General features: G+C 65.1%; 20 protein-coding genes. 8 read left to right on the top strand and 12 right to left on the bottom strand.

Annotated elements, in window-relative coordinates; translation table 11 throughout:
• Positions 1 to 6 precede the first annotated feature (6 nt).
• Positions 7 to 1,389, top strand: coding sequence for a SpaH/EbpB family LPXTG-anchored major pilin (locus LJ362_RS16195; RefSeq protein WP_264800037.1), 1,383 nt, complete (start codon positions 7 to 9; stop codon positions 1,387 to 1,389).
• Positions 1,386 to 2,405 carry a class C sortase gene (locus tag LJ362_RS16190; protein ID WP_264800036.1) on the top strand — a complete coding sequence of 340 codons (1,020 nt, stop codon included), beginning with the start codon at positions 1,386 to 1,388 and terminating at the stop codon, positions 2,403 to 2,405. The genes LJ362_RS16195 and LJ362_RS16190 overlap by 4 nt, the downstream gene beginning before the upstream one ends.
• On the opposite strand, the gene LJ362_RS16185 is transcribed toward LJ362_RS16190, so the two are convergent.
• The 8 genes from LJ362_RS16185 to LJ362_RS16150 all read right to left on the bottom strand — a co-directional run bounded on the left by LJ362_RS16185 (position 2,377) and on the right by LJ362_RS16150 (position 12,228).
• Positions 2,377 to 5,055: a helix-turn-helix transcriptional regulator gene (locus LJ362_RS16185; RefSeq protein ID WP_264800035.1), complete on the bottom strand. Its 2,679-nt coding sequence runs from the start codon at positions 5,053 to 5,055 to the stop codon at positions 2,377 to 2,379. The two genes, LJ362_RS16190 and LJ362_RS16185, sit on opposite strands and share 29 nt — an antisense overlap.
• 242 nt (positions 5,056 to 5,297) lie before the next feature.
• A complete protein-coding gene (locus LJ362_RS16180; protein ID WP_264800034.1) occupies positions 5,298 to 5,969 on the bottom strand; it encodes a response regulator in 672 nt (223 codons plus the stop codon).
• On the bottom strand, positions 5,966 to 7,342 hold the full coding sequence (locus LJ362_RS16175) for a sensor histidine kinase (protein ID WP_264800033.1): 1,377 nt from the start codon (positions 7,340 to 7,342) through the stop codon (positions 5,966 to 5,968). Before LJ362_RS16175 ends, LJ362_RS16180 begins: the two co-directional genes overlap by 4 nt.
• Before the next feature lie 142 nt (positions 7,343 to 7,484).
• Positions 7,485 to 8,072 carry a class I SAM-dependent methyltransferase gene (locus tag LJ362_RS16170; protein WP_264800032.1) on the bottom strand — a complete coding sequence of 196 codons (588 nt, stop codon included), beginning with the start codon at positions 8,070 to 8,072 and terminating at the stop codon, positions 7,485 to 7,487.
• A 43-nt stretch (positions 8,073 to 8,115) separates the two neighbouring features.
• Entirely contained in the window at positions 8,116 to 8,967 is an 852-nt protein-coding gene (locus LJ362_RS16165; protein WP_264800031.1) for an anti-sigma factor, read from the bottom strand.
• Positions 8,964 to 9,539 (bottom strand): sigma-70 family RNA polymerase sigma factor, encoded by a 576-nt coding sequence (locus LJ362_RS16160; protein WP_264800030.1) that lies wholly within the window; start codon positions 9,537 to 9,539, stop codon positions 8,964 to 8,966. Before LJ362_RS16160 ends, LJ362_RS16165 begins: the two co-directional genes overlap by 4 nt.
• A gap of 228 nt (positions 9,540 to 9,767) precedes the next feature.
• Complete coding sequence (locus tag LJ362_RS16155) at positions 9,768 to 10,460, bottom strand: fasciclin domain-containing protein (RefSeq protein ID WP_264800029.1); 693 nt, start codon at positions 10,458 to 10,460, stop codon at positions 9,768 to 9,770.
• A 160-nt stretch (positions 10,461 to 10,620) separates the two neighbouring features.
• Positions 10,621 to 12,228, bottom strand: coding sequence for a molybdopterin-dependent oxidoreductase (locus LJ362_RS16150; protein ID WP_264800028.1), 1,608 nt, complete (start codon positions 12,226 to 12,228; stop codon positions 10,621 to 10,623).
• 108 nt (positions 12,229 to 12,336) lie between these two features.
• Here LJ362_RS16150 and LJ362_RS16145 point away from each other — a divergent pair, with 108 nt between their 5' ends.
• Positions 12,337 to 12,840 carry an OsmC family protein gene (locus LJ362_RS16145; RefSeq protein ID WP_264800027.1) on the top strand — a complete coding sequence of 168 codons (504 nt, stop codon included), beginning with the start codon at positions 12,337 to 12,339 and terminating at the stop codon, positions 12,838 to 12,840.
• 75 nt (positions 12,841 to 12,915) lie between these two features.
• Here LJ362_RS16145 and LJ362_RS16140 read toward each other — a convergent pair whose 3' ends face one another.
• Positions 12,916 to 13,788, bottom strand: coding sequence for an alpha/beta hydrolase (locus LJ362_RS16140; RefSeq protein ID WP_264800026.1), 873 nt, complete (start codon positions 13,786 to 13,788; stop codon positions 12,916 to 12,918).
• A 142-nt stretch (positions 13,789 to 13,930) separates the two neighbouring features.
• Here LJ362_RS16140 and LJ362_RS16135 point away from each other — a divergent pair, with 142 nt between their 5' ends.
• The 3 genes from LJ362_RS16135 (at position 13,931) to LJ362_RS16125 (ending at position 16,481) form a co-directional block, all read left to right on the top strand.
• Complete coding sequence (locus LJ362_RS16135; RefSeq protein ID WP_264801869.1) at positions 13,931 to 14,617, top strand: trimeric intracellular cation channel family protein; 687 nt, start codon at positions 13,931 to 13,933, stop codon at positions 14,615 to 14,617.
• A gap of 104 nt (positions 14,618 to 14,721) precedes the next feature.
• Positions 14,722 to 15,561 carry a hypothetical protein gene (locus LJ362_RS16130; RefSeq protein WP_264800025.1) on the top strand — a complete coding sequence of 280 codons (840 nt, stop codon included), beginning with the start codon at positions 14,722 to 14,724 and terminating at the stop codon, positions 15,559 to 15,561.
• A 59-nt stretch (positions 15,562 to 15,620) separates the two neighbouring features.
• A complete protein-coding gene (locus LJ362_RS16125) occupies positions 15,621 to 16,481 on the top strand; it encodes a PPK2 family polyphosphate kinase (protein WP_264800024.1) in 861 nt (286 codons plus the stop codon).
• 64 nt (positions 16,482 to 16,545) lie between these two features.
• Here the strand turns inward: LJ362_RS16125 and LJ362_RS16120 are convergent, their stop codons facing one another.
• Positions 16,546 to 16,968: an OsmC family protein gene (locus LJ362_RS16120; protein WP_264800023.1), complete on the bottom strand. Its 423-nt coding sequence runs from the start codon at positions 16,966 to 16,968 to the stop codon at positions 16,546 to 16,548.
• A gap of 44 nt (positions 16,969 to 17,012) precedes the next feature.
• The gene (locus LJ362_RS16115) at positions 17,013 to 17,582 is read right to left on the bottom strand and encodes an isochorismatase family protein (RefSeq protein WP_264800022.1); all 570 of its coding nucleotides are present in this window, start codon (positions 17,580 to 17,582) and stop codon (positions 17,013 to 17,015) included.
• 95 nt (positions 17,583 to 17,677) lie between these two features.
• Between LJ362_RS16115 and LJ362_RS16110 the strand changes: the two genes are divergently transcribed.
• Positions 17,678 to 18,961, top strand: coding sequence for an MFS transporter (locus LJ362_RS16110; protein ID WP_264800021.1), 1,284 nt, complete (start codon positions 17,678 to 17,680; stop codon positions 18,959 to 18,961).
• 67 nt (positions 18,962 to 19,028) lie between these two features.
• The gene (locus tag LJ362_RS16105) at positions 19,029 to 19,793 is read left to right on the top strand and encodes an MOSC domain-containing protein (protein WP_264800020.1); all 765 of its coding nucleotides are present in this window, start codon (positions 19,029 to 19,031) and stop codon (positions 19,791 to 19,793) included.
• Positions 19,794 to 19,868: 75 nt separating this feature from the next.
• On the opposite strand, the gene kynU is transcribed toward LJ362_RS16105, so the two are convergent.
• A complete protein-coding gene (gene kynU / locus LJ362_RS16100) occupies positions 19,869 to 21,182 on the bottom strand; it encodes a kynureninase (protein WP_264800019.1) in 1,314 nt (437 codons plus the stop codon).
• Positions 21,183 to 21,257 lie beyond the last annotated feature (75 nt).

Raw genomic sequence — 21,257 nt, 5'->3', positions numbered from 1 at the left:
GAAACAATGAAAGTTAAGAAAATGGGTCTTCTGCGGCGTCTGACCGCGGTGGCCGCGATCGCCTCGCTGAGCGTGCTCGGCCTGGCCGGCACGGCGCAGGCCGACAGCAACGTGGGCAACATCGACACCGGAAAGACCGGCTCGATCATCGTCCACAAGTACGACGGCGCCTATGGCACCGACGGCGGTGACGGATCGGTGAAGACCGACACCTCGAACCTCGGCAAGCCACTCGACGGTGCTGAGTTCACGGTCAAGCAGGTCACGGCCAAGGACGGCCAGACCATCGACCTCAAGACCCCCGAAGGCTGGGACCTCATCAGCGGTCTCAAGGCCTCCGATGTCAAGGGTGGAGGATTCTCGCTGGGCAACGGTGTTTCGAAGACCACCGCGAACGGCGGACTTGCGACCTTCGGCGGACTGCCGCTGGGCCTCTACCTCGTGGAAGAGACCAAGGCTCCGACGAACGCGACGTCGACGACCGACCCGTTCCTCGTCACCCTGCCGTTAGCACAGTCGAACGGCAAGTGGCTTTACGACGTCAACGTCTACCCGAAGAACTCGGTGAACAACACGGAACCGACCAAGGAGGTCTCGAACCCCTCGGCGCCCGTCCTCGGTGAGACCGTCGACTGGACGATCACCGCACCGATTCCGGCCGCGAACAACGGCATCAAGAAGTTCTCGATCGTCGACCAGCTCGACCCACGTCTGAGCTTCGTCTCAGCCAAGGTCGCCGGCTTCACCGCAGGCACCGACTACACGATCGATGAAGCTGGTCAGAAGATCACCATCAACTTCACCGCAGCCGGCATCGGCAAGCTCGAGACCGGGCAGAAGGTCGTTGCAACCGTCACGACGAAGGTCACCTCGCAGGGCGACGGCACCATCGAGAACACCGCGCTGGTCAACACCAACGACTCGTCCGTCGAAACCCCGGCAGTGAGCACCAACTGGGGCTCGCTACAGATCATCAAGCACGTCGCCGGCGACAAAGCGCGCACCCTGGCTGGCGCCGAGTTCGACATCTTCTCTGACAAGGACGGACAGAACAAGGTCGCCTCGGTGAAGACCGCAGCTGACGGCACTGTTTCGATCACCCTGTGGGTCGGCAACAACGATGTCACCGAGAAGAAGTACTGGGTCAAGGAGACGAAGGCTCCGACCGGCTACATCCTCGACGAGAGCATCAATGAAGTCACCGTGAAGGCCGGCGAGACCGCTGCCGCAGTCAAGTACGAATTCGCCAACACCCAGCAGGGCCACCCCGACCTGCCGCTGACCGGTGCTGACGGCAAACTGCTCGCGATGATCGCCGGAATCGGCCTCATGCTCATCGCCGGTGGTGCAGGCATCGTCGCAGCCAACCGCCGTAAGAACCAGGTGTGACCCACTCACCTGTCGGCAGGCAGCCCACCCAGACTGCCGTGCCGGGCACGTCCACGCGGCGTCCGTCCACCGACGGGCGCCGCTGGCGCGTGCCTGTTCTCTCCCTCGTCATCGCGCTCATCGCCCTGACCGGTCTGGGCATCTGGACCTACCCGAGTGCGGCAGCGTGGTTCTCTCAGCTCGACCAGGCGAAGATCGTCGACAACGCAGCCGGGGTGACCGAAGGCGACAAGGCCGAGAACGCTCGTCAGATCGCGCTCGCCCACAAGTACAACCGGGCCCTCGAGTCGGGTGCGCAGCTGGAATCGCACCACCGTCTGCCGTCCGGGAAAGGCATCTCGTCCGCTGGTGCTCCGGCGTATGAGGATGTGCTCGACGACGGCGGACCCGGAGTGATGACGCGTCTGCGCATCCCTTCCATCGACCTCGACCTGCCCGTCTACCACGGCACGGACGACGACACTCTGCTCAAAGGGCTCGGCCACCTCGAGGGCACGAGCCTGCCCGTCGGCGGAGACGGCACCCACTCGGTCATCACCGGCCACCGCGGACTCGCCGAGGCGACCATGTTCACCAACCTCGACAAGGTCGGCAAAGGCGACCGTTTCACACTGACGACCTTCGGCCAGGTGCTCAGCTACCAGGTGGTGCGCACCCAGGTCGTCGACCCCGACGAAACCGAATCCCTGGGCACGATCTCCGACCGCGACCTCGTCACCCTCGTCACCTGCACGCCTCTGGGCATCAACTCCCAGCGGATCCTCGTCACCGCCGAACGCGTCTACCCGACCCCGGCCGCCGACCAGGAATCAGGGCTCGCCGAATCCGATCTGCCCGGGTTCCCCTGGTGGATCGTCATCATGGCCGCAGGCCTCGTGGCCGCGGGAATCTACGTCTGGTGGTCCGGGCGTCCGGTGCGCTCGAAGGGTGAGAAGGCAGAGACCGATACCCCCGCCGAGGCGGCCGAGCAGTCCCGTACGAAGAGGGCTAAGCCCGCGCGCGGCCCGCGGCATTGATCCGTCCGGTGTCGCGGAGCTTGAGCATCTGCGTCGGGATATCGCGGCGACGTTCGGCACCGAGCTTCGCGCGCGCCTGTAGCACATGCGATTCGACCGTGCGCACAGACAGGACGAGACGCTGACTGATCTGCACATTCGTCAGGCCTTCAGCGACGAGCCGGCACACCTCGAGCTCTCGTTCGGTCAGAGTGACGGAAGGAGCTGCGGCATCGGAGATCGCAGTGTCCTCGCGCGGCTGCGGATCTTCCGGAGGCGTGACCGCTCGCTGGCGCAAAGCACCGAGCCCCTCACCGGCTACCCGTGCGCGGGAACTGAGACGCTGAGAGAGGAACAGCGCCCTGGCTTCGGCGAAGGCATGGCGGGCGGCACCCCGGTAGCCGACGGACCGCAGTTCCAGACCTGCGGCCAGGAGCGCCTCGGCGTCCTCAGCGGCCGAGGCCTCGAGATGTCGACGTGCGGCACGCGGTCCGGGCAGATTCAGGTCGGCGGATTCGTCCGGAAGACTCTGGACCGCCTCGACGGCGGTGATGGTGCCGTCGAGGACTCGCGCATGAGCGAACACGGTATGCATCCACGCAGGCGTCGGGCCGGGATTCGACGCACCAGGACCCAGCAGGAAGGCGGCCAAGCCATCGTGGAAGCGATAGCCTTGCGTCGGAATCGAGCCATCGCCCGACCTCGGGCGATAGTACGGCGCATTGCTGCGTTGCCACCGTCCGAGGGTGTCGCGCAATCCCCATCCCACCGCCAGCAGTGCTGGGGTGACAGTGGCTGCGACGGCCTCATAGTCCCGTGCGGCCAGATCGGTCTCTCCGTCGAGCAGGCGTTGGATGCCGATGCACCAGGATGCTGTCGCATTCAGCTGCCAGCCGCTGTGAGTGGAGGCTCCGCTGGCCGCCTCGAGCAGTTTGCGGGTGATGAGTTCCGATCGCTGTGGTTCGATTCCGGCCAACAGGCAATTCACCGTCGCTCCGACCATGAAGTACCAGGCCATGGTGTAGGTGAAGCCCGTGAGTGACGTGGGGCTGGCGCCGGTGAGTTCGACGTGGTATTCGTACCCTTCCTTGGCTGCGGCTGCGAGCGCCTCGGCATTGTCGGTCTTGAGGTGATACTGGCACAGAGCCGCATATGCAGCGAAGCGCAGGGAATGCGGAGACAACGGTGAATCGACGACCGCGCGTGCGTCCTCGACACGAGTCATCCCGCTGCCGGCGAACGAAGTGACGAGATTCGCGATTCCGGGAATGACCGGGTCCAATGCGTTTCGCAGGTGGTCCTTCCACCAGCGGGGCAATTCCGGTTCTCCCGCGAGCGTCGCGGCCGAGGTGAACAGCAGCTCGAACCAAACCGGTTCGCGTTCGAAACCAGGCGGGCAGTGCTCGAGACCGGTTCTGACGAGTTCGACGGCACCGGTCCGATCGCCGCTCAGCAGTCGAGCTGTGATCGTCTGCAGCTTCCATTCGAGGCGCATCGGCGCATCATTTCCGGTCGGTCCTTCGACCATGTGGAGCATGATCGAAGCTTCCGTCGGATCGCCGAGGCGGTTAAGCGTGCGCGCCGCTTTCAGCAGGAGCGATACATCGGAGCGGTCGATCTCGCGGCCCTCGCCGATGACCTGGCGTGCCAGAGCGATCTCTGCGGCATCACCGACCGGGTAGCCGGCCTTCCACAGAACTGCGAGACGGCGATTGAACTGCTCCTCGTCCGTGGAATCGGCTTCTCCGATGAACTGGTTGCCCATGGCATCGATGTGCAGCGGCGAGACAGCCACGGACAGCTGGCCACTGACCTCGAACTCTCGGGCCAGACGCAGGTCGATGAGTCGGGACACCACCGCATCCCCGAAGAGCTGTTTGGCCGTTCGAGTGGGCATGGGGCTGAGATCACCGAGGCGGCGGGCAGCGATGAGTGTGGTTTCCCGCATCCGCGGATACAGCGGAGCAAGGCGCGAGAGCACGCGTGTGCCGAAGAATGGAGCCCCGAAACTGGCATGCGGGTAGTGACGGGGCACCCGATCGGGATCCTCCTCCGCCCAGGCGACGAGATCTGCCGCGACCAACGGCCTGCCGCCGCACAACGCCGCCAGCGTGCGCAGCTGCAGGTCATCGAGCGGAGCCGTTGCAGACAGACCCGCGACCAGGGCCATGGTTTCGCTGCCGGTGAGTGGTGCCAGGTCGATGCGATCGATTTCCCCGGCGCTCCAACTCAAGGCGATCTGTTTGAGCACACTGTTGCCGCCCTGGTGAACCGCACGCAGAAAATCCCCATCGACGAGGTAGGCGATCGGTACTCGCGAGACGTGGAGGGCCTGGTCGACCACGGATGCGGTGTCGTCCGTGAGCAGGTGAGCCCCGCTCATGATCCTCGGTCCGCCGCCGAGCCTGCTGGCGCCGACGAACTCCGCGACCTCCTCGGCGGAGGTGTGCGCACCGACCCGCAGCAGAGTCTGACCGGGACGACCAAGAGCAACGGCCAGCGAACGTCCGAAATCCAGGGCACCGTCGCCGGTCAGACAGGCCACGATGACGGAGCGACCGGAGCGGAGCAGATCGAGGATCTGGTTCGATTCTCGGCTGCGCGTCGGCGCCAGATGCACGAGGCGGTCATAGGCGGGGTCGACGGGGACGAAACTGTCCACACTGTGCATGGGGGTGCAGCCTTTCCGGTCTGCGAAACGGGGCAGCCGTGCGGGCCGCAGTCCTGTTCGCCGGGGGTGACCGTGAATGGGAGGGTGGGTATCCGTGGGGAGGGACGAGTCGCTTTTCGGGACTCGACGTGAACAACATTACTCCCGTTGTCGATGGGGGAGAATTCTTTGCCCGAAATTGTTATGCGCTGCCTGCGGCGAAAGGGACGATCGCCTCGCCGAGGCGGCTGACTCAGACCACCTCATCGCATTCGGTCCTGCTGACCGATGGCTATGACTCCGTTCTCGTACGCCCAGATGACCGCGTGGATGCGATCGCGGATGCCGAGCTTCGACAGCAGATTCGACACGTGGGTCTTCACGGTCGCTTCGCCGACGAAGAGGCCGTCGGCGATCTCGGAATTGCTGGCCCCGGTCGCGATCAGCCGCAGCACCTCGAGCTCACGGTCGGTGAGCTGCGCGAGTTCGGGCGCGCTCGGTGCCGCCGGTTCCGGGGTGGACACGGAGCGTTCGATGACTCGGCGGGTGACCTCGGGGGAGAGCAGTCCGTCTCCGGCGGCCAGGACGGTGACTGCGTCGATGAGCTGTTCGGCCTCGGCAGTCTTGAGGAGGAATCCGCTGGCGCCTGCGGCGAGAGCCCGGAATAGGAAGTCGTCGCGGTCGAAGGTGGTGAGCATGAGGACGGCTCCGGCAGCGCCGCGGCGGACGATCTCCTCTGTCGCTTCGAGCCCGTCCAGGACCGGCATCTGCACATCCATACAGATGACATCCGGGGACAGTTCGAGTGCCTTGTCGATGGCGATCTTCCCATTCTCGGCCTCGCCGACGACGGCGATGCCGACCTCGCTTTCGAGGATCGTGCGGAAGCCGGTGCGAACCATGGACTGGTCGTCGACGAGGAGGACTCGGATCATGCGGATGCCTTCGCTGGAGTATCGGGGGACGAGTGATCTGCAGTGCTGCGCGGATAGGGGATGCGGGCGCGCACGATCCATCCACCGCGGGACTTCGGGCCGGCTTCGAGGCTTCCGCCGAGAGCGGTCATGCGTTCCCTCATGCCGACGATGCCGAGGCCGAGCCCTTCGCTCACGGGGCGCCCCTCGGTGACAGATCGGGAATCTGTGGACTGCGCCGGCGCGGTCGCACCTGCCGGGCGGGAATCGCTGATCTCGACCTCAAGATCAGTGCTGCCATAACGCAGCCGCACAGCCACCTCGGCGCCGGTGCCCGCGTAGCGGGAACAGTTGGTGAGGGATTCCTGGATGACACGATAGATCGACATCTCGGTGATCGGAGTGAGCGGGCGAGGGTTCCCGATCGTTGCGTACTCGACGGTTTGGTCGAATCGTCGGGCCGATTCGATGAGTTCCGGAAGGTCGCCGAGGCTGGGGTTGCCTTTCGTCGATGCCGCAGCTGCGCTGTCGACCGTACAGTCGCCGGCCGCGGCCGTTTCGTCCGCTGTGGCGGCGCTGTCGGTCGCGGAGTCCGTATCGCGCAGCGTATAGACGAGGGCGCGGAGTTCGTCGACGGTCTCGCGAGTCGAGGATTCGATGACCCTGAGCGATTCTTTGGCTTTGTCGGGGTTCTTCTCGAGACTGCGGCGTGCGGCTGCGGCGTGGATGCCGACTCCGGCGATGTGGTGGGCGACCCCATCGTGGAGTTCGCGGGCGATGCGCACCCGTTCGAGATCGAGAGCCTGCCGGGTCAGCTGCTTCTCCTGTGCACGGACTTCGTCATTGGCGGCTCGGAGATCGGCCATGAGTCTGCGTTGCTTCCATGCCCTGTTGCCGAAGACCCACGCTCCACCGAAGAAGGCGACATTCGTCAAGAAGGACACCCCGCCCGAAGCCGCGAACTGCAGGACGGTGAAGTCCCCGAGCGTCCGGAACAGGACAGTCAGCGACACCGTGAAGAGGACCGCCATACCGATGCACAGCAGCAGACGCGACCAGAAGGCCACTCGTCGACTGCGCTGCCACGGACCGATCGAATAGATTCCCAGGAACAGGATGATCTGCGAGACACCGATCTCCATGGCACTGTTGACCAGCGCCACCGAATAGACGAGGCAGATGACGGTAGCGCTCTGACTCGGATAACGGCGGCGATAGAGCAGAGGGACCGTGAGAAGCACTGACGCAAGGGCGCACGCCCACAAGGGGGCTTCGAGGACCTGAATGCTGGAGGCGCTGTAGAGCACGGCGAAGAGCACCGAGGACACGGACAAGGCAACGACGATGTAGACATCGCCCTTGGTGGTTCGTGTGGATGACTCGTTCTCCGTCATCCTTCCAGCTTAGACAGTTGTCGGGTCAGTCGGCATCCGCCTCAGTGAGGAGTTCGCGGGTCCCCTCTCCCACTGGTGGTGGAGGTGCGGGTCGGAACAGATCCTGGAGGCGGCACGATCCATGACTGTCGGTGAGACCCGCTCAGTCCTTCTGCGCGACGATGACTGCCAAGTCCCGGTGCTGCCAGTGCACGCGGGTGGACAGCCCCACCTCGGCGAGCCAGGTCAGCTGTTCAGCGAGCGAGCTGGGAGTGTCGTCGATCCAGTCGATCGGTGTGACGACGTCCGCCGGATCGGCGGGCACGATGAGGTCACCGAGGACGAACCTCCCGCCGGAATCGAGCACCGCCGCGATGCGGGCGAAGAGGTCGGCCTTGCCGGGGCCGTCGAGATGATGGACGGAGAGCGTCGACATGACCAGGTCGAACGGCCCTTTCGGCAATGATTCTTCGAGGCGGCCCAGCTGCAACCGGGTGCGTTCCGGGTCAAGGGTCGACTCGGCAGCGGAGAGCATCTCGGAACTCGCGTCGATGCCGAGCAGCTCGGCCTCCGGGAGTGCCTCGAGGACGCGCTGTGCTGTCAGTCCACTGCCGACGCCCAGATCGAGGATTGACCTCGGTGCCCCGGTGGCCGCCGCAGCTGCCACCTCGGTCTGCAGGCGCGGGTAATCGGGGATCTCCTCGGCCATGAGCGCCAGGTAGGTCTCCGGATCCCACTCGAAATCGGACATGTCAGCTCCTTCGCCGGTGCGACGAAGCCTACTCCTCGCGGCCCTACAGGTCGATGGCGACGATCGGATCCGTGGTCGGCTGCTTCGAGCCGCCCTCGGGTTCGACGGTGATGCCGAAGACGCTGCCGGCGGAGAACTTCTCCCCGGCGATGGTCACCGGCTCGCCCGACATAAGACCGGCGCTCTCCGGGCCGTCGGCACCGATGACCCACATCTGCATCGACTTTCCGGCCGGAGGCTGTCCGATGTCTTTGGGACTGAGACGGATGAGCTGCTCGCTCTCGGAGGAGAACACGGTGACGGTGCCGCCTTCCGGCATATCCGCGGTGTTCGTCTGCAGATCGCTGGCCTCCATGAGACGAGCGGAATCATCCAGCTGCTGCTGAGTCGCGGCCAGGTCCTCTTCCAGCTCGTTCTGCCGCTGATTCTGCTGCCAGACGGTCGCACCGAGACCTGCGGCGACGACGATCGCCGCCGCGGCCGCCACCCAGGGCAGCCAGGGACCGCGGCCGGACCGCAGCTCATCGCTGTCCTCAGCGCGCGCGTTGGATCGGCGGGTCTCCCGATGCTCGCTGAGCGATGTCGGTGCGGTCAGTGCATCCCTGTCGGCATCCGCAGCAACCGCGGAGGTCTCAGGCTCGGCAACGGGGGACGTTTCCTGTTGCGACTCCTGCTGGTGGCTCTCAGGGATCGACAGAATCGCCTCTCGAGTCACCGAGCTGACCTCGACCGGCTCATCGGATTCGGCTGCTTCGGCCATCACGTCGGCATAGGCGGCGACTTCGGCGCGGAAGTCGGCGTCGGTATCGGCCAGCGCCTGAGCCTCGGTGAGTTCTGAGTCGCTGAGCCCGCCGAGGGCCAGCCCGGCAGCCAGATAGTCACGATCTGCGCTCATCGGCTTGCCTCCAACTCTTCTCGCAGCTTCTTCATTCCGTCCCTGATCCGTGACTTGATGGTACCCAGTGGCACCTGGAGATTCTCAGAGATCTGGGTGTGGGTCATGCCTTGGTAGAAGGCCATGACGATCGGTTCGGCCTGCTCATCCGGGAGGATCCGCAGAGCCGAGACGGTCCGGTCCGACTCTGCACGGGCGATGACGGTCTGCTCCACCTGGTCGCCTGCTTCGGCGGTGGCACGGAGCCCGTCCGCGTAGTCTCTGTCCTGTTGAGCCTGGACGCTGCGCACACAGTCGATGGCTCGCCTGCGGCACAGGGTGATCAGCCACGCCCGTCCGCTGCCGCGCCCCGGGTCGAAGCCCGAACACCGGGTCCAGACTTCGGTGAAGCAGTCCTGGAGGACCTCCTCGGCCAGTGTTCGGCTCTTGACGATCCGGACGATCACGGCCATGAGGATGCGCGAATGAGTGGTGAACAGTTCTTCGAATGCGGACCGGTCACCCTCGGCGATGCGGATCAGCAGGGCACCGCCGGGATCGGCGGAATCCGCCGGCTGGTGATCAGAACTCATTGCCCAATCATGCCATGCATGCAGAAGCCGATCACACCCTTCCCAGGTGAGCGAGTCGAGCGGGGTGGGCGCAGTGGTGTGGGCGTGTGCTGCCGAAACGGTCAGTCGACGTTCGTCTGAAGCCGCCCGGACCGGCGAGGAACCGAAAGCGGCCGGGAGCCGATCCTGTTGCTGCTGATCGGTTCCCGGCCACTGCATCGTGGTGTTCTCTCGCTGTGGACTCTCCGGTCACTTCTTCGGCATCATCACGGAGTCGACCATGTAGACCGTGGCGTTGGAGGTCTTGACTCCGCCGCAGACCAGTCCGGCATCGTCGAACTTCATGTCCTCGCCCTCACCGGAGATCTTGACCTTCGAACCCTCGACGGTCTCGTGCTCACCGGCGATCTCATCGGGAGAGAGCTGACCGGGGATGACGTGGTAGGTCAGCACCTTCGTCAGCTGATCCGAATCCTTGGCCAGGGCGTCGAGGTCGTCCTTCGGCACATCGGCGAAGGCGTCGTCGACCGGGGCGATGACCGTGAACTCGTCGCCGTTGAGGGTGTCGACGAGGTCGACATCGGGATTGAGCTTGCCCGAGACAGCCTTGGTCAGGGTCGTGAGCATCGGGTTGTTCGAGGCGGCGGTGGCGACAGGATCCTGACCCATGCCCTCGACAGATCCGGCACCGTCGGGGTTCGCCTCCGCGTAGGTCGAGCAGCCCTTGCCGACGAGGTCGGAATCGGCCATCGAGGAGTCGCCGGACTCGTCGGGCATCTCGGACTCGCCCGTGTCAGCGGGCTGAGATTCGGAGCTGCCCGATTCCGAACCGGACTCCTCCCCGCCGGAACCGGAATCCATTCCGCAGCCGCTCAGAGCCAGAAGGCCGATGGCGCCGGCCGAGAGGATGGTGGCGGTGCGTGTGCGAAGCAGTGTCTTCATTGTTCTTCTCCTTTAAACAGTGATGCGGATGAACCCACAGCTGTGAAGTGGTCTCCATTGCTCGCTGTGTACTGGGTATTCGGTGTGGTGTCGGGTTCGGATGGGTGGATGGGGAAGAAATCTTAAGATTTCCTTCGCCGAGGCGGCCGCGGAGGGACCGTCATTCGACGCGGAATTGGATGTGGTGATGCCCGGTGGCCGAGTTCGGGATGGAATCCCGACGTTTCGCTGTCTGCACTGTGCCGTCCTTGTCCGTTGCGCGCACGGTGAGGGTATGTGAGCCCGCGGCCACCTCGGCGAATTCGGCCCTCCACTGTCGCCAAGTGTCGACCGTGACCTCCTCGGCCAGATCCGCCTGCGTCCATTCGCCGTCGTCGAGTTTGACCTCGACGCGCTCGATCCCTGAATGCTGCGCCCAGGCGGTGCCGCCGGCCCGGAGGTCCCCGGCAGCGACCTTGGCCAAGGGCCCCGGCACCTCGATGCGGGAAGCGACGAGGATGGGGGCCTTCTCGTCCCACCCGCGGTCGGTCCAATAGGCGGTCTTCTCATCGAAGCGGGTGACCTCGAGTTCGGTCACCCATTTCGTTGCGGAGACGAAACCGTAGAGTCCGGGAACAACGAGGCGGGCGGGGAAGCCATGGATCGGGGTGAGTGGTTCGCCGTTCATTCCCACCGCCAACAGGGCGGCGCGGTCATCGGTCAGCGCACCGAGTGGGGTCGAGGCGGTGAATCCGTCGAAGGAGTGAGAGAGAACCATATCGGCTTGCGAGTTCGGGCGTGCTCGGGCGAGCAGGTCGCGCACGGGATATCCGAGCCAGGTCGCATTGCCGACGAGGTCCCCGCCGACGGGATTGGACACACAGGTGAGAGTGATGTGGTGTTCTTCCAACGGCAGGCCGAGGACGTTATCCATCGTCAGGGTCACCTCCTCCTCGACCATGCCGTGGATGCGCAGGGACCACTGTTCCGGGTCGATGACCGGTGGTGAGAGCACCGTGTCGATGCGGTAGAAGTCCTTCGCCTCGGTGACGAAGGGGGCTGTGCCGTCGACGTCGGTGCTCGCGGCCGCCGGGATCGCTGCCGCCTTCTTCGCGGGGGTGGGGAGAACCAGTTTGGCGATTGCGGCTCCGGCGTCCTGTGTCAGCGAGACAACGGTCTGGCCAGCGGCAATGGTGACGGCTCCGATGGCGCCGACGGCTCCGGCGAGGCCGAAGAAGCGGCGGCGGCTGAGCGGATCCGAAGTTCGTGAAGGATCCGACGTCCGTGAACCGGGCGCGATACTGCGCGCGGTATCGGCACGGTCGGCCGCCTCGGCGGGGGTTTCAGGTACCCCGAGGTGCAGCAGCACGACGAAGACGGCAACTCCCGCCGCGATGCCGATGAGCGTGGGAATGATGTCGAGGACGCCCGCCTCGGGGCGCAGGATGATGACGACGGCGGGTACGAGACCGGCGACGATCAGCAGCGCCGTGGCCAGACGCCGGCGGGAGGCGGCCAGGGCTCCGATGAGCCCGGCGAGAACGAGCGCCCCGAGCCCGGTGGAGAGGACGAGGACCAGTTTGTCGTTGTCGCCGAAGAGGGCGATGACGGGTTTGATCGCTGCCGGGGGAGCCAGTGGGATGATCGCCTGACCGAGGGTGAGCAGGGGTGCCGCGCTCGGGGTGAAGGCACGCGCGATGAGGTCGGCGAGGCCGAACATCATGACTGCGGCGACGATGCCTGCCGACGTGCCGCGGAAAGGGTGGGTTGCACGGGTTTTCCGATTCATAGTGATCATTCGGAGCCACCGGGGCGGCGGATGGGTCTGCGGGTTTTGTCACTGACCATTCACTGAAACGCCAGTGACCTTGTTGCGTGCCTGTCGTAGCATGGTGCAATGACTGAGAAACCCGGATACGCTCAGCCGCAGGCTCCGACCGGAGACGCGGATGAGCCGAAGAGCCCGAGTGCGCCGATCTACACCGCGAAGGTCGAGAACCTCGGCGGCACCTCTGGTGAGGTGCGCGTCGAAGACGGCCAGACCCTGCCTACGGCCCCGACCTCACGGGTCGAAGAAGGCAACAACCCGGAACAGTTCCTCGCCATGGCCTGGTCGACGTGCCTCGGCGAAACGCTCAAGGTCGTCCTCGCGGTCAATGAGATCGAAGCGCTCTCACGCGTGCGCGTCGAGGTCGAGCTGCACAACGAACCCTCCGGCAACGGCTTCTACTTCACCCCGAAGGCATTCATCTCCATCGAAGGGGTCTCGGACACCGACGCCGAGAAGTACGCTGCTCGTGCGCACGCTCGTTGCCCCATCTCCAAACTGCTGATGGGCAAGGGCGCCCCGGTGGTTGAGATCGAACCCTACAAGAACCCGGACAACTTTCAGCTCAGCTGAACTCGCCTCTCAGCTCGCCGACGAAGAGGAGGCCCCGACTGTCACGGTCGGGCCTCTTCAGTTCGCACTCGCGCTTTACCTGTCGGACTCCGCGGCAACCTCGGCGGCGATCTGCGCCAACTGCACGGCCGCCTCGGCGGGGTGGATCAGCCATCCCACATGGGACGACGCGAGTGTGCGCACCCGGTAGGGATTGTCCGGGGTGAGCGCATCGCCTTCGCGGATGAGGCGGTCCTGCATCGCGGTCGGCAGGCTTCGATCCTCGCCGAGGCGGACGAACGTGCGCGGAATCGTCCCCCACGTGCCCGCCTGCGCCCGGTGTTCGGGGCCTCCCGCGTCGAGGTTCTCATCCGGCTGGAGAGAGCCCAAGAAGATGCGGAACTCGTCATCGCCGACGTCGGCGCAGAAGAGTGCTTTCAGGCCGTCGAGGACCACCGGGTCGGCCTGGCGGAAATTGCAGCGCAGCAGACCCAGCTGCCCGGGATCACCGGCCAGGGCCCGGGCGAGAGCCGCATTGTCGACGGTCTTCATTTCAGGTTCGGCATTGTATTCGGCGGCCGGGAGGTCCACCGGTGCCCATGCGGAGACATAGACCATGTGGTCGATGAGTTCCGGATGCGCATTCGCCAAGGCGGTCAATGTGGCCCCGCCGCGGCTGTGGGCGACGATGACCACCGGTCCGTGCTCCTTGGCACGGGCGGCCGCCTCGGTGAGAGCCCGGACATTGTCCTCGACGGTCACACCCCTGATCGATCCCGGCTCCGAGGTGAACCGGGCAAGGTCCTGAGGCGCCTGATACCCGAGCGGGAAGGTGGCGGCGAAACCGTGACCCGGCAGGTCAACCGCAGCCGAGCGCACTCCGTGGAAGGCGAGTTCGGCCTGCAGCGGGGCGAAAGAGAAGGAAGTGGCGAAAGCGCCGTGGACGAGGATGAGCGTCGGCTGCGTCATCTCCTCAGCCTAGCGGCCGCCTCGGCGATGGGGAACGGGACACCAGACAAATGGCTCACTGGATGTCGAAGCGGATTACAGTGGCTGGTAGGACGCTCGGCACCGGGCCGGGCACGGAGCGACGAGGGGAGCCGAGGTGGAGATGAACTTGCAGGAGATCCTGTTCCTCGCCCTCGACCTCACCGGCACTTTCGTCTTCGCAGTCTCCGGAGTGCTGCTGGCCGCGCGACGCAATTTCGACATCACCGGCGGGTTGGTGCTGGGCACGATGACGGGCATCGGCGGAGGCATGATCCGCGATGTGCTCCTCGACCGGGTGCCCAACGCCATCGGCCAACCGATCTACCTCGCCCCGCCGGTGATTGCGACCCTGCTCATCTACATCATCGGCTCCCACATCTCCCGGGCACGGATCTGGATCGTCGCCTTCGACGCGATGGGCCTCGGCCTCTTCAGCGTCACCGGCACGACGATCGCGCTCGCCGCCGGGACGAACTATCCGGCGGCGCTGCTCATGGGTGCGCTGACCGCGTGCGGCGGCGGACTCATGCGCGATGCCGTGGCCAGTGAGGATCCGGCGATCTTCCGCGGCACCGACCTCTACCTCATCCCCGCGCTGTTCGGTTCGGGGCTGACGATCATCGCCGAGGTGACCGGACTGTTGGGTGCCATCGCCTCCCTGATCATCGCGGCCGCCGCCTTCGGCTTCCGCATGCTCGCCTGGAAGCTGCAATGGCGGGTGCCGCAGCCGATGCGGCAATGGTCGTACCGGGACACCGGGCAACGGGTGAAGAAGAAGCTGCCGTCGGTGTTCCGCAAACCGGACTGAAGGCGTGGCCTGTGGGACGGTGTCTGACCGGTTGACGTTCGCGGTGGGGGATCTGAAACACCGAGACCGGTATCAGTCGCCCGTGCTTGTGCGACGATGAAATCATGAGTGAGACACCAGCCGGACCGCCCCCGTCGGGGCCGCTTCCATTGCGCGAGGAGAAGCCGGTACCGACGTGGACGCGTGATTTTGTGCGCGTCCTCGGGGTCTCGTTGTTCGGGGCGCTGTTCTTCACCTTCTTCATCTGGCTCGCCTCGACGGGGCTGATGGTCGGCAACGACTTCGAAATCATCGAAGCGGATGCGATGTGGATGGGAATCTGTGCCGCAGGCCTCGCCTTCTTCTTCCCATTCCTGTTCATGGAGCACAAACGACCGGACGACGGGTTCCGGCGTGAGGGTCTCATCCCGATGATTCTCCTCGGCGTGGTCGGCTCCGCAGTGATCGTCACTTTGGTGGCGCTGGTCTGGCCGTTCTTCCTCGGCGAGCGGGCCGTTCCCGGAGCGGTGGCGGCGGAACTCAACGCCGATCCGGCGAGTTTCTTCCTCGTTCTGCTCTTCTTCATCGGCGGCATGGCGTGGAGTACGTGCATGATGATGCCGATGATGATCGGCGGCTACAAAGTCGCGCTGTGGCTGCTGCTGCCGTATCTCGGATTCGCCTTCCTCATCTTCTTCGCCGGTGTGCAGGTCTTCGACAATCCGCCGGGCCTGCTCGCCACGATGATCTGGGTGGCCGTGGCATTGTCCGGTCTGGCGGTGCTGTCGGTTTTGGCTGTGCTGCGGAATGTCATCGACAAGCCGAAGCCGCAGAAGACTGCGAGCGAACGCGATGCGGCCTACCAGAGGTACCTGGAGGACAGGCTCCAGCGCGGACTGACGAATGAGAACCCGTTGCCGGGCATCGACGGACCTCAGCCGCCTCATCAAGGCCCGAGGCGGTGAGCGTTCACCGGTGACTCATCGGTATAGACGCGGCCATCCCCACCTGGAAAGATGAACGCATGAGTGAGCCGACGAGCAACTGGACGACCGCCCCCGCCCCACTTCTGCGCGCCGGGGAGGGATTCCGCCTCGGCGAGGTCGATCCCGAATCCACTCCCGGCTACGACGGGGACAAGAAGAGCGGGAAGAAGGACCTCGAGGCGCTGTCCGCTGAACTGGGCGACCTGCAGGAGCGTCTGTTCGCCGCCCATCACGATGACGACTCCGGCCCTGCTGTCCTCCTCGTCCTGCAAGCCATGGACACAGCCGGCAAAGGCGGAATCGTCCGACACGTCGTCGGTGCCGTCGATCCGCAGGGCGTCGAACTCGCCGCCTTCAAGAAACCCACCGAGGAGGAACTCGCCCACGACTTCCTCTGGCGCATCCGACCGCGCGTACCCGGGCCCGGCATGATCGGAGTCTTCGACCGCTCACACTACGAGGATGTGCTCATCGGCCGCGTTCGCGAACTCGCCGACGAGACCGAGATCGAGCGCCGCTATACCGCCATCAACGACTTCGAAGCCGAACTGATCGCGGCGGGAGTCCGGATCGTCAAGGTCATGCTCCACATCTCTCCGGACGAGCAGAAAGAGCGTCTGGCCGAACGCCTCGAACGGCCGGACAAGTACTGGAAGTACAACCCGGGTGACGTCGACGAACGACTCCTGTGGCCGGATTACATGGACGCCTATCAGGTCGTTTTCGACCGCACCTCCACCGAGGCGGCACCGTGGTTCGTCGTGCCCGCGAACCGGAAATGGTACGCCAGGCTGGCCGTGCAGCGGCTGCTGCTCGATGCCCTGGTCGACATCGACCCGCAGTGGCCGGCCGCCGATTTCGACGTCGAGGTCGAGAAGAAGCGGCTCGCCGAAAGCTGAGGGTCACGTCTGTACGGAACGGCGGTCCGCCTCGGCGAAGGAACTGCCATGACGAATCGCGACGTCAGTCGCGACGGATGCTGAAGTCGACCTTCGTGGGGTGTTCGACGGTGCGGGAGACCGTGCAGTACTTGTCGTGGGAGAGCCCGACGAGGCGTTCGATGCGGGCATCGGCCTTCCGGCCCTCCTCGTCGTCGGGGAATGCGAGATCGAAGTCGAGGTGGACGTTGTCCACACGGGAGGCCCCGTCTTCGTCGATCTTGTCTGCGGTCGCGGTGACGTCGAACTTCGTCGGTTCGGTGTGACGGCTGGTCACGGTGTCGACGTCGATCGACGAGCAGCCGGCGACGGCGGCCAGGAGCAGTTCGACGGGGGTCATGAGGCCCTCGCCGCGACCGAATTCGATGCTTGCTCCGCTTGGGGCGGTGGCGCGGTAGTGGTTTTCGGCGATGCGGGTCAGTTCGATGCTGCGGATGTCTTCACTCATGCCTCAATGATGGCAGACTTGCGGAGCTGCAGGAGCGGGGTCGATCACGGTCTGGCGAAGTCGACCTCGCTCGACTCCTGGACCCGTGCCTGCCGTCCGGGACCGGATTCGAACTGCCAGTACAGGTTCGTGTGGGAGACGACCTGCTCCGGTGGGGGAGCGCCCCACTCGGTGAGATCCTCGGTGGTGTGGGCGTCGGTGACGAGGGTGACGTCGTAGCCCCGAGCGAATCCGCCATGAATGGTCGAGCGCACGCAGGCATCAGATTGGGCACCGGTGACGACGAGGTGGCCGACGTCCTTCCCGGAGAGCACCTCCTCGAAGTCCGTGTCCTCGAAGGTATTTCCGTGAGTCTTCTCGACGATGGATTCGCCGTCGGCGGGGGACAGCATGTCGACTATCTGCCATTGCGGGGAATCGATCGGCAGCTCACCGGAGCTGTGCCGGACCCAGACCACCTCGGTGCCGGTGTCCCGGGCACGCTCGACGAGATCAGAGATCGTGGAGATGACCGATTCGGAGTTCCAACTGGCTTGCATGACGCCGTTCTGGACGTCGATGACGACAAGGGCGGAGTTCGGGCGGGCGGACGTCGGCGGTTGAGCTGTGGACATATGATCCTCCTTGATCAAGGATCATTGTCCTCGCCTCGTTCCCAGCAGACAAGAGGTCGGCGCCGGCGCGTTCCCGCGGGTGTGAGAATAGGCGAGTGAGCGATTTCTCCGAGGACAACGGCGGTGCCGCCGGTCCGCGCCGTTTCAGCGTGCTTCGCAGTTGGAAGACTGCGCCCTATCTGATCGGATCGGGCACGGCGATGATGGGCGACAATATCGAGCACGTCATCACCTATTGGGTGCTGTGGCAGAAGTTCGAATCCCCGGCGCTCGTCGGATTCCAGCTCATCAGCCACTGGCTGCCCTTCCTGCTCCTGTCCGTCTATGCCGGGTCTCTGGCCGAACGCTTCGACTGCCGCCGCCTCATCCAGATCGGACAGATCATGTTCATGGTCGTGTCCCTGTGTTGGGGGATCCTCTTCCTCACGGACTCTCTGCAGTTGTGGCAGGCCTGCGTGCTGCTCGTCATCCATGGCCTGGCCGGATGTCTGTGGGGTCCGGCCGAACAGATGATGCTCCATGACTTCGTCGATCGGAAGGAGCTGCCGAGCGCTGTCCGGCTCAATGCGACGTTCCGCAGCCTCGGCATCCTCTTCGGTCCCGTCGTCGGTTCCGCTCTGCTGCTCGGGGTCGGTGCCACGTGGGGCATCTTCATCAACATCGTCTTCTATCTGCCGCTGACGATCTTCCTCATCCGCACCCCCTTCACCGGGCATCTGCGCAGCGGAGGAGTGCGCACCGCGCGGACGACTCTCATCCAGTCGCTGCGGGTGCTCATCGACGTCCGCCACAATCGCGCGATCGTCGGCATGCTGCTGCTGGCCGCGCTCGCCTCGACGACGATCGGGGCGGTGCTGCAGACGGCGATGCCGGTGTTCGGCGACATCCTCAATCCGGTCGGCGGGGACAGTGACTTCACCTATGGCGTGCTGCTCTTCGCCATGGGTGCAGGAGGGGTGCTCGGGGGCTTCGGGCTTGAGGCGACCGGGTGGATCAAGGCCGTTCCGGCTGCCGCGGCACTGGCCGCCGCGGCGATGGGCATCAGCTCTCTGTTCTTCGCCCTGACCTCGCACCTGTGGCTGGCCGTCATCATGCTCGTCATCGCCGGAGTCTCGAAGATCACCGCCGAGTCGACCGGGATGGCGATCATCCAACTCGAAGCGCCGCCGGAGATCCGCGGCCGCGTCATCGGCTCCTATGCGACATTCGGGCCGGGGATGCAGACCTTCTCCGGAGTCACCGTGGGAGTGCTCGGCACGATCGCCACAATTCCCGGAGCCGTTATCATCGGCGGCACGGTCCTGGCCATCGGAGCGGTGGCCATCGGCACCTACGCCATCACAGGAAGGCGCAACCCACATGCCCCAATTACTACCTGACGGGGGCGCAGCAACCTGGCGCCAGGTATCTGGGCCGCCGTCACCTGCTTCTGCGCGGGAATTCAGTGTGCCATCGCTCGGGTTCGCCCACGTCAAAGGCACACGACACGAGGCCCGACCGGGAGCCGCCGTCGACGTTCACGGACCGGTCGGCGATCGTGAGTTCTGCTTCGTCGATGTCGAACGACGACAGGTGCTCAAGACCGTGCAGAATCCTCGGCTCATCCGCATGACCACCTCACTCGTCGACGACATGCTGACGATCACCCTGCCCGACGGGCGCTCTACCTCTGGGGTGCCAGTCGGCTCGGGTGAGCGCCTGACCTGCAATTACTGGAAGCGGCCGGTCGACCTCGAACTCACTGACGGTCCGCATTCGGCGCTCGCCTCCGCGTGGCTGGGAAAGCCGGTGCGGCTGGCCCAAGCACATCGTGGAGACGTGATCTACGGAGCTGGCCTGTCGATCGTCACGACTGCTTCGATGAGGGAACTCGCCGATCGATCCGGTCACCACGAGCTGCTTGATGAGGCCGCCCGCTTCCGTGCCACCCTCGTCCTCGACACGGACGAACCCTTCATCGAAGAGACTTGGCGAGGCCGGGAGGTGACGGTGAACGTGCCGGACGTCGGCGCTCTGCGTGTGCGGATCGGGGATCCGATTGCGCGGTGTGCCATCCTCGATCTCGACCCGATCACTGGGGAGCGGGGCAGCAATCTGCTCAAGACGCTTGCCGCCAACCGCCCGCGAAATGAGGCGGGTGAACCGTACTTCGGCGTCAACGCCGAGGTCATCGAAACCTCTGCCGAAACCTCTGCGGCTCCGGACACCTGAGCGGTCACGTCCCAACGCAGGTGACGGCGGCCCAGACACCTGGCGCCAGGTTGCTGCGCCGCCGTCAGGTAGCAGTTAGGTGACGGCGCCGCGGACCTTGTGCGCCGGGGTGTCCCAAAGTCGGTTGTCGAGGATGTCGCGCAGGGCCTCGACGGTGTTCCACACCTCGGTGAACCCGATGTAGAGCGGAGTCAGACCGAAGCGCAGCACCTCCGGCTCACGGTAGTCGCCGATGATTCCGCGTTCGATGAGCGCGCTCATCACCGCAAACCCCTCCGGATGCCGGATCGAGACCTGAGACCCGCGATGGGCGTGCTCACGTGGGGTGACGACCTCGACCGGATGATCGGCCAAACGCTCATCGACGAGGTCGATGAACAGGTCCGACAAGGCCAGGGACTTCTCCCGGACCTGTTCCATATCCACCCGCGAGTGGATGTCGAGGCCGAGCTCTGCCACGGACATCGACAGGATTCCCTGCGTTCCGGTGAGGTAGCGGCGGATACCGTCGGCCGGCCGGTAGTCCGGGGCCATATCGAAGGGCTGCGCATGCGACCACCACCCCGACAGAGGTTGGCTGAATCGGTTCTGCAGCGCCTCGGCGACCCAGATGAATGCGGGAGACCCGGGTCCGCCGTTGAGGAACTTGTACGTGCAGCCGATCGCCATGTCCGCCCCGGTTCCGGCCAGATCGATGGGCAGAGCACCGGCCGAATGGCACAGGTCCCAGATGACCATGGCTCCGCCGGAATGGATCGCCGAGGTGGTCGTGCCCATATCGAAGAGCCGACCGGTCCGGTAGTTCACATGGGTGAGGACGACGAGGGCCACCTCGTCGGACATCGTGGTCGGGAACCCTGCGGTGACTTCCTCATCGTCGACGAGGCGGACCTCGTATCCGTCGCCGAGCTGCTCGGCCAATCCTTCGAGCATGTAGATATCGGAGGGAAAGTTCTCCCGCTGGGTGAGGATGACCCGCCGGTCCGAGGAGTCCTCGGCCTGCATCTTCAGCGCCGCCGAGGCGGCCTTGAACAGATTGATCGACGTCGTGTCCGTGACGACGGTCGACCCGGCCCCGCCGCCGACGAGCCCGGCGACCTTCTCACCCAGCTTTGCCGGCAGATCCCACCAGCCGGCGGTGTTCCATGACCCGATGAGGCCGGTGCCCCATTCGTCGGTGATGACTTCCTGGGCGCGTTCTGCGGCTCCCTTTGTGCGCGGGCCGAGAGAGTTCCCGTCGAGATAGATCGTGCCTTCCGGGAGCAGGAACTCCTCGCGGCAATCACGCAGAGGATCGTTCGCATCGCGTTGTTTGCAGTCCGCGCGGGTGATTGAACTCGGGGAGCCAGTTGAGTTCGCCGAGGTGGCTGTCCGGTCAGGGGTCGTCATCGTCGCCTTCCACGTGGTGAGGGAACCGGTGGGTTCGTCTGCATTCCAGGCTACCGCCTCAGAACTACCCGACGG

The organism is Brevibacterium sp. JSBI002 (genome assembly GCF_026013965.1).
GTDB lineage: Bacteria > Actinomycetota > Actinomycetes > Actinomycetales > Brevibacteriaceae > Brevibacterium.
The sequence above is the reverse complement of the archived record's forward strand: the minus strand, read 5'-3'. Positions and strand labels throughout refer to the sequence as shown.

Bases quoted from the DNA above. Each gene is read 5' to 3' on its own strand.
- LJ362_RS16195 (WP_264800037.1), top strand. From the start codon at position 7: ATGAAAGTTAAGAAAATGGGTCTTCTGCGGCGTCTGACCGCGGTGGCC.
- LJ362_RS16140 (WP_264800026.1), bottom strand. From the start codon at position 13,788: ATGACGCAGCCGACGCTCATCCTCGTCCACGGCGCTTTCGCCACTTCC.
- LJ362_RS16130 (WP_264800025.1), top strand. From the start codon at position 14,722: ATGAGTGAGACACCAGCCGGACCGCCCCCGTCGGGGCCGCTTCCATTG.
- LJ362_RS16160 (WP_264800030.1), bottom strand. From the start codon at position 9,539: ATGAGTTCTGATCACCAGCCGGCGGATTCCGCCGATCCCGGCGGTGCC.
- LJ362_RS16135 (WP_264801869.1), top strand. From the start codon at position 13,931: ATGAACTTGCAGGAGATCCTGTTCCTCGCCCTCGACCTCACCGGCACT.
- LJ362_RS16175 (WP_264800033.1), bottom strand. From the start codon at position 7,342: ATGACGGAGAACGAGTCATCCACACGAACCACCAAGGGCGATGTCTAC.
- LJ362_RS16115 (WP_264800022.1), bottom strand. From the start codon at position 17,582: ATGTCCACAGCTCAACCGCCGACGTCCGCCCGCCCGAACTCCGCCCTT.
- LJ362_RS16155 (WP_264800029.1), bottom strand. From the start codon at position 10,460: ATGAAGACACTGCTTCGCACACGCACCGCCACCATCCTCTCGGCCGGC.
- LJ362_RS16170 (WP_264800032.1), bottom strand. From the start codon at position 8,072: ATGTCCGATTTCGAGTGGGATCCGGAGACCTACCTGGCGCTCATGGCC.
- LJ362_RS16185 (WP_264800035.1), bottom strand. From the start codon at position 5,055: ATGCACAGTGTGGACAGTTTCGTCCCCGTCGACCCCGCCTATGACCGC.
- LJ362_RS16180 (WP_264800034.1), bottom strand. From the start codon at position 5,969: ATGATCCGAGTCCTCCTCGTCGACGACCAGTCCATGGTTCGCACCGGC.
- LJ362_RS16125 (WP_264800024.1), top strand. From the start codon at position 15,621: ATGAGTGAGCCGACGAGCAACTGGACGACCGCCCCCGCCCCACTTCTG.
- LJ362_RS16120 (WP_264800023.1), bottom strand. From the start codon at position 16,968: ATGAGTGAAGACATCCGCAGCATCGAACTGACCCGCATCGCCGAAAAC.
- LJ362_RS16145 (WP_264800027.1), top strand. From the start codon at position 12,337: ATGACTGAGAAACCCGGATACGCTCAGCCGCAGGCTCCGACCGGAGAC.
- LJ362_RS16165 (WP_264800031.1), bottom strand. From the start codon at position 8,967: ATGAGCGCAGATCGTGACTATCTGGCTGCCGGGCTGGCCCTCGGCGGG.
- kynU (WP_264800019.1), bottom strand. From the start codon at position 21,182: ATGACGACCCCTGACCGGACAGCCACCTCGGCGAACTCAACTGGCTCC.
- LJ362_RS16150 (WP_264800028.1), bottom strand. From the start codon at position 12,228: ATGAATCGGAAAACCCGTGCAACCCACCCTTTCCGCGGCACGTCGGCA.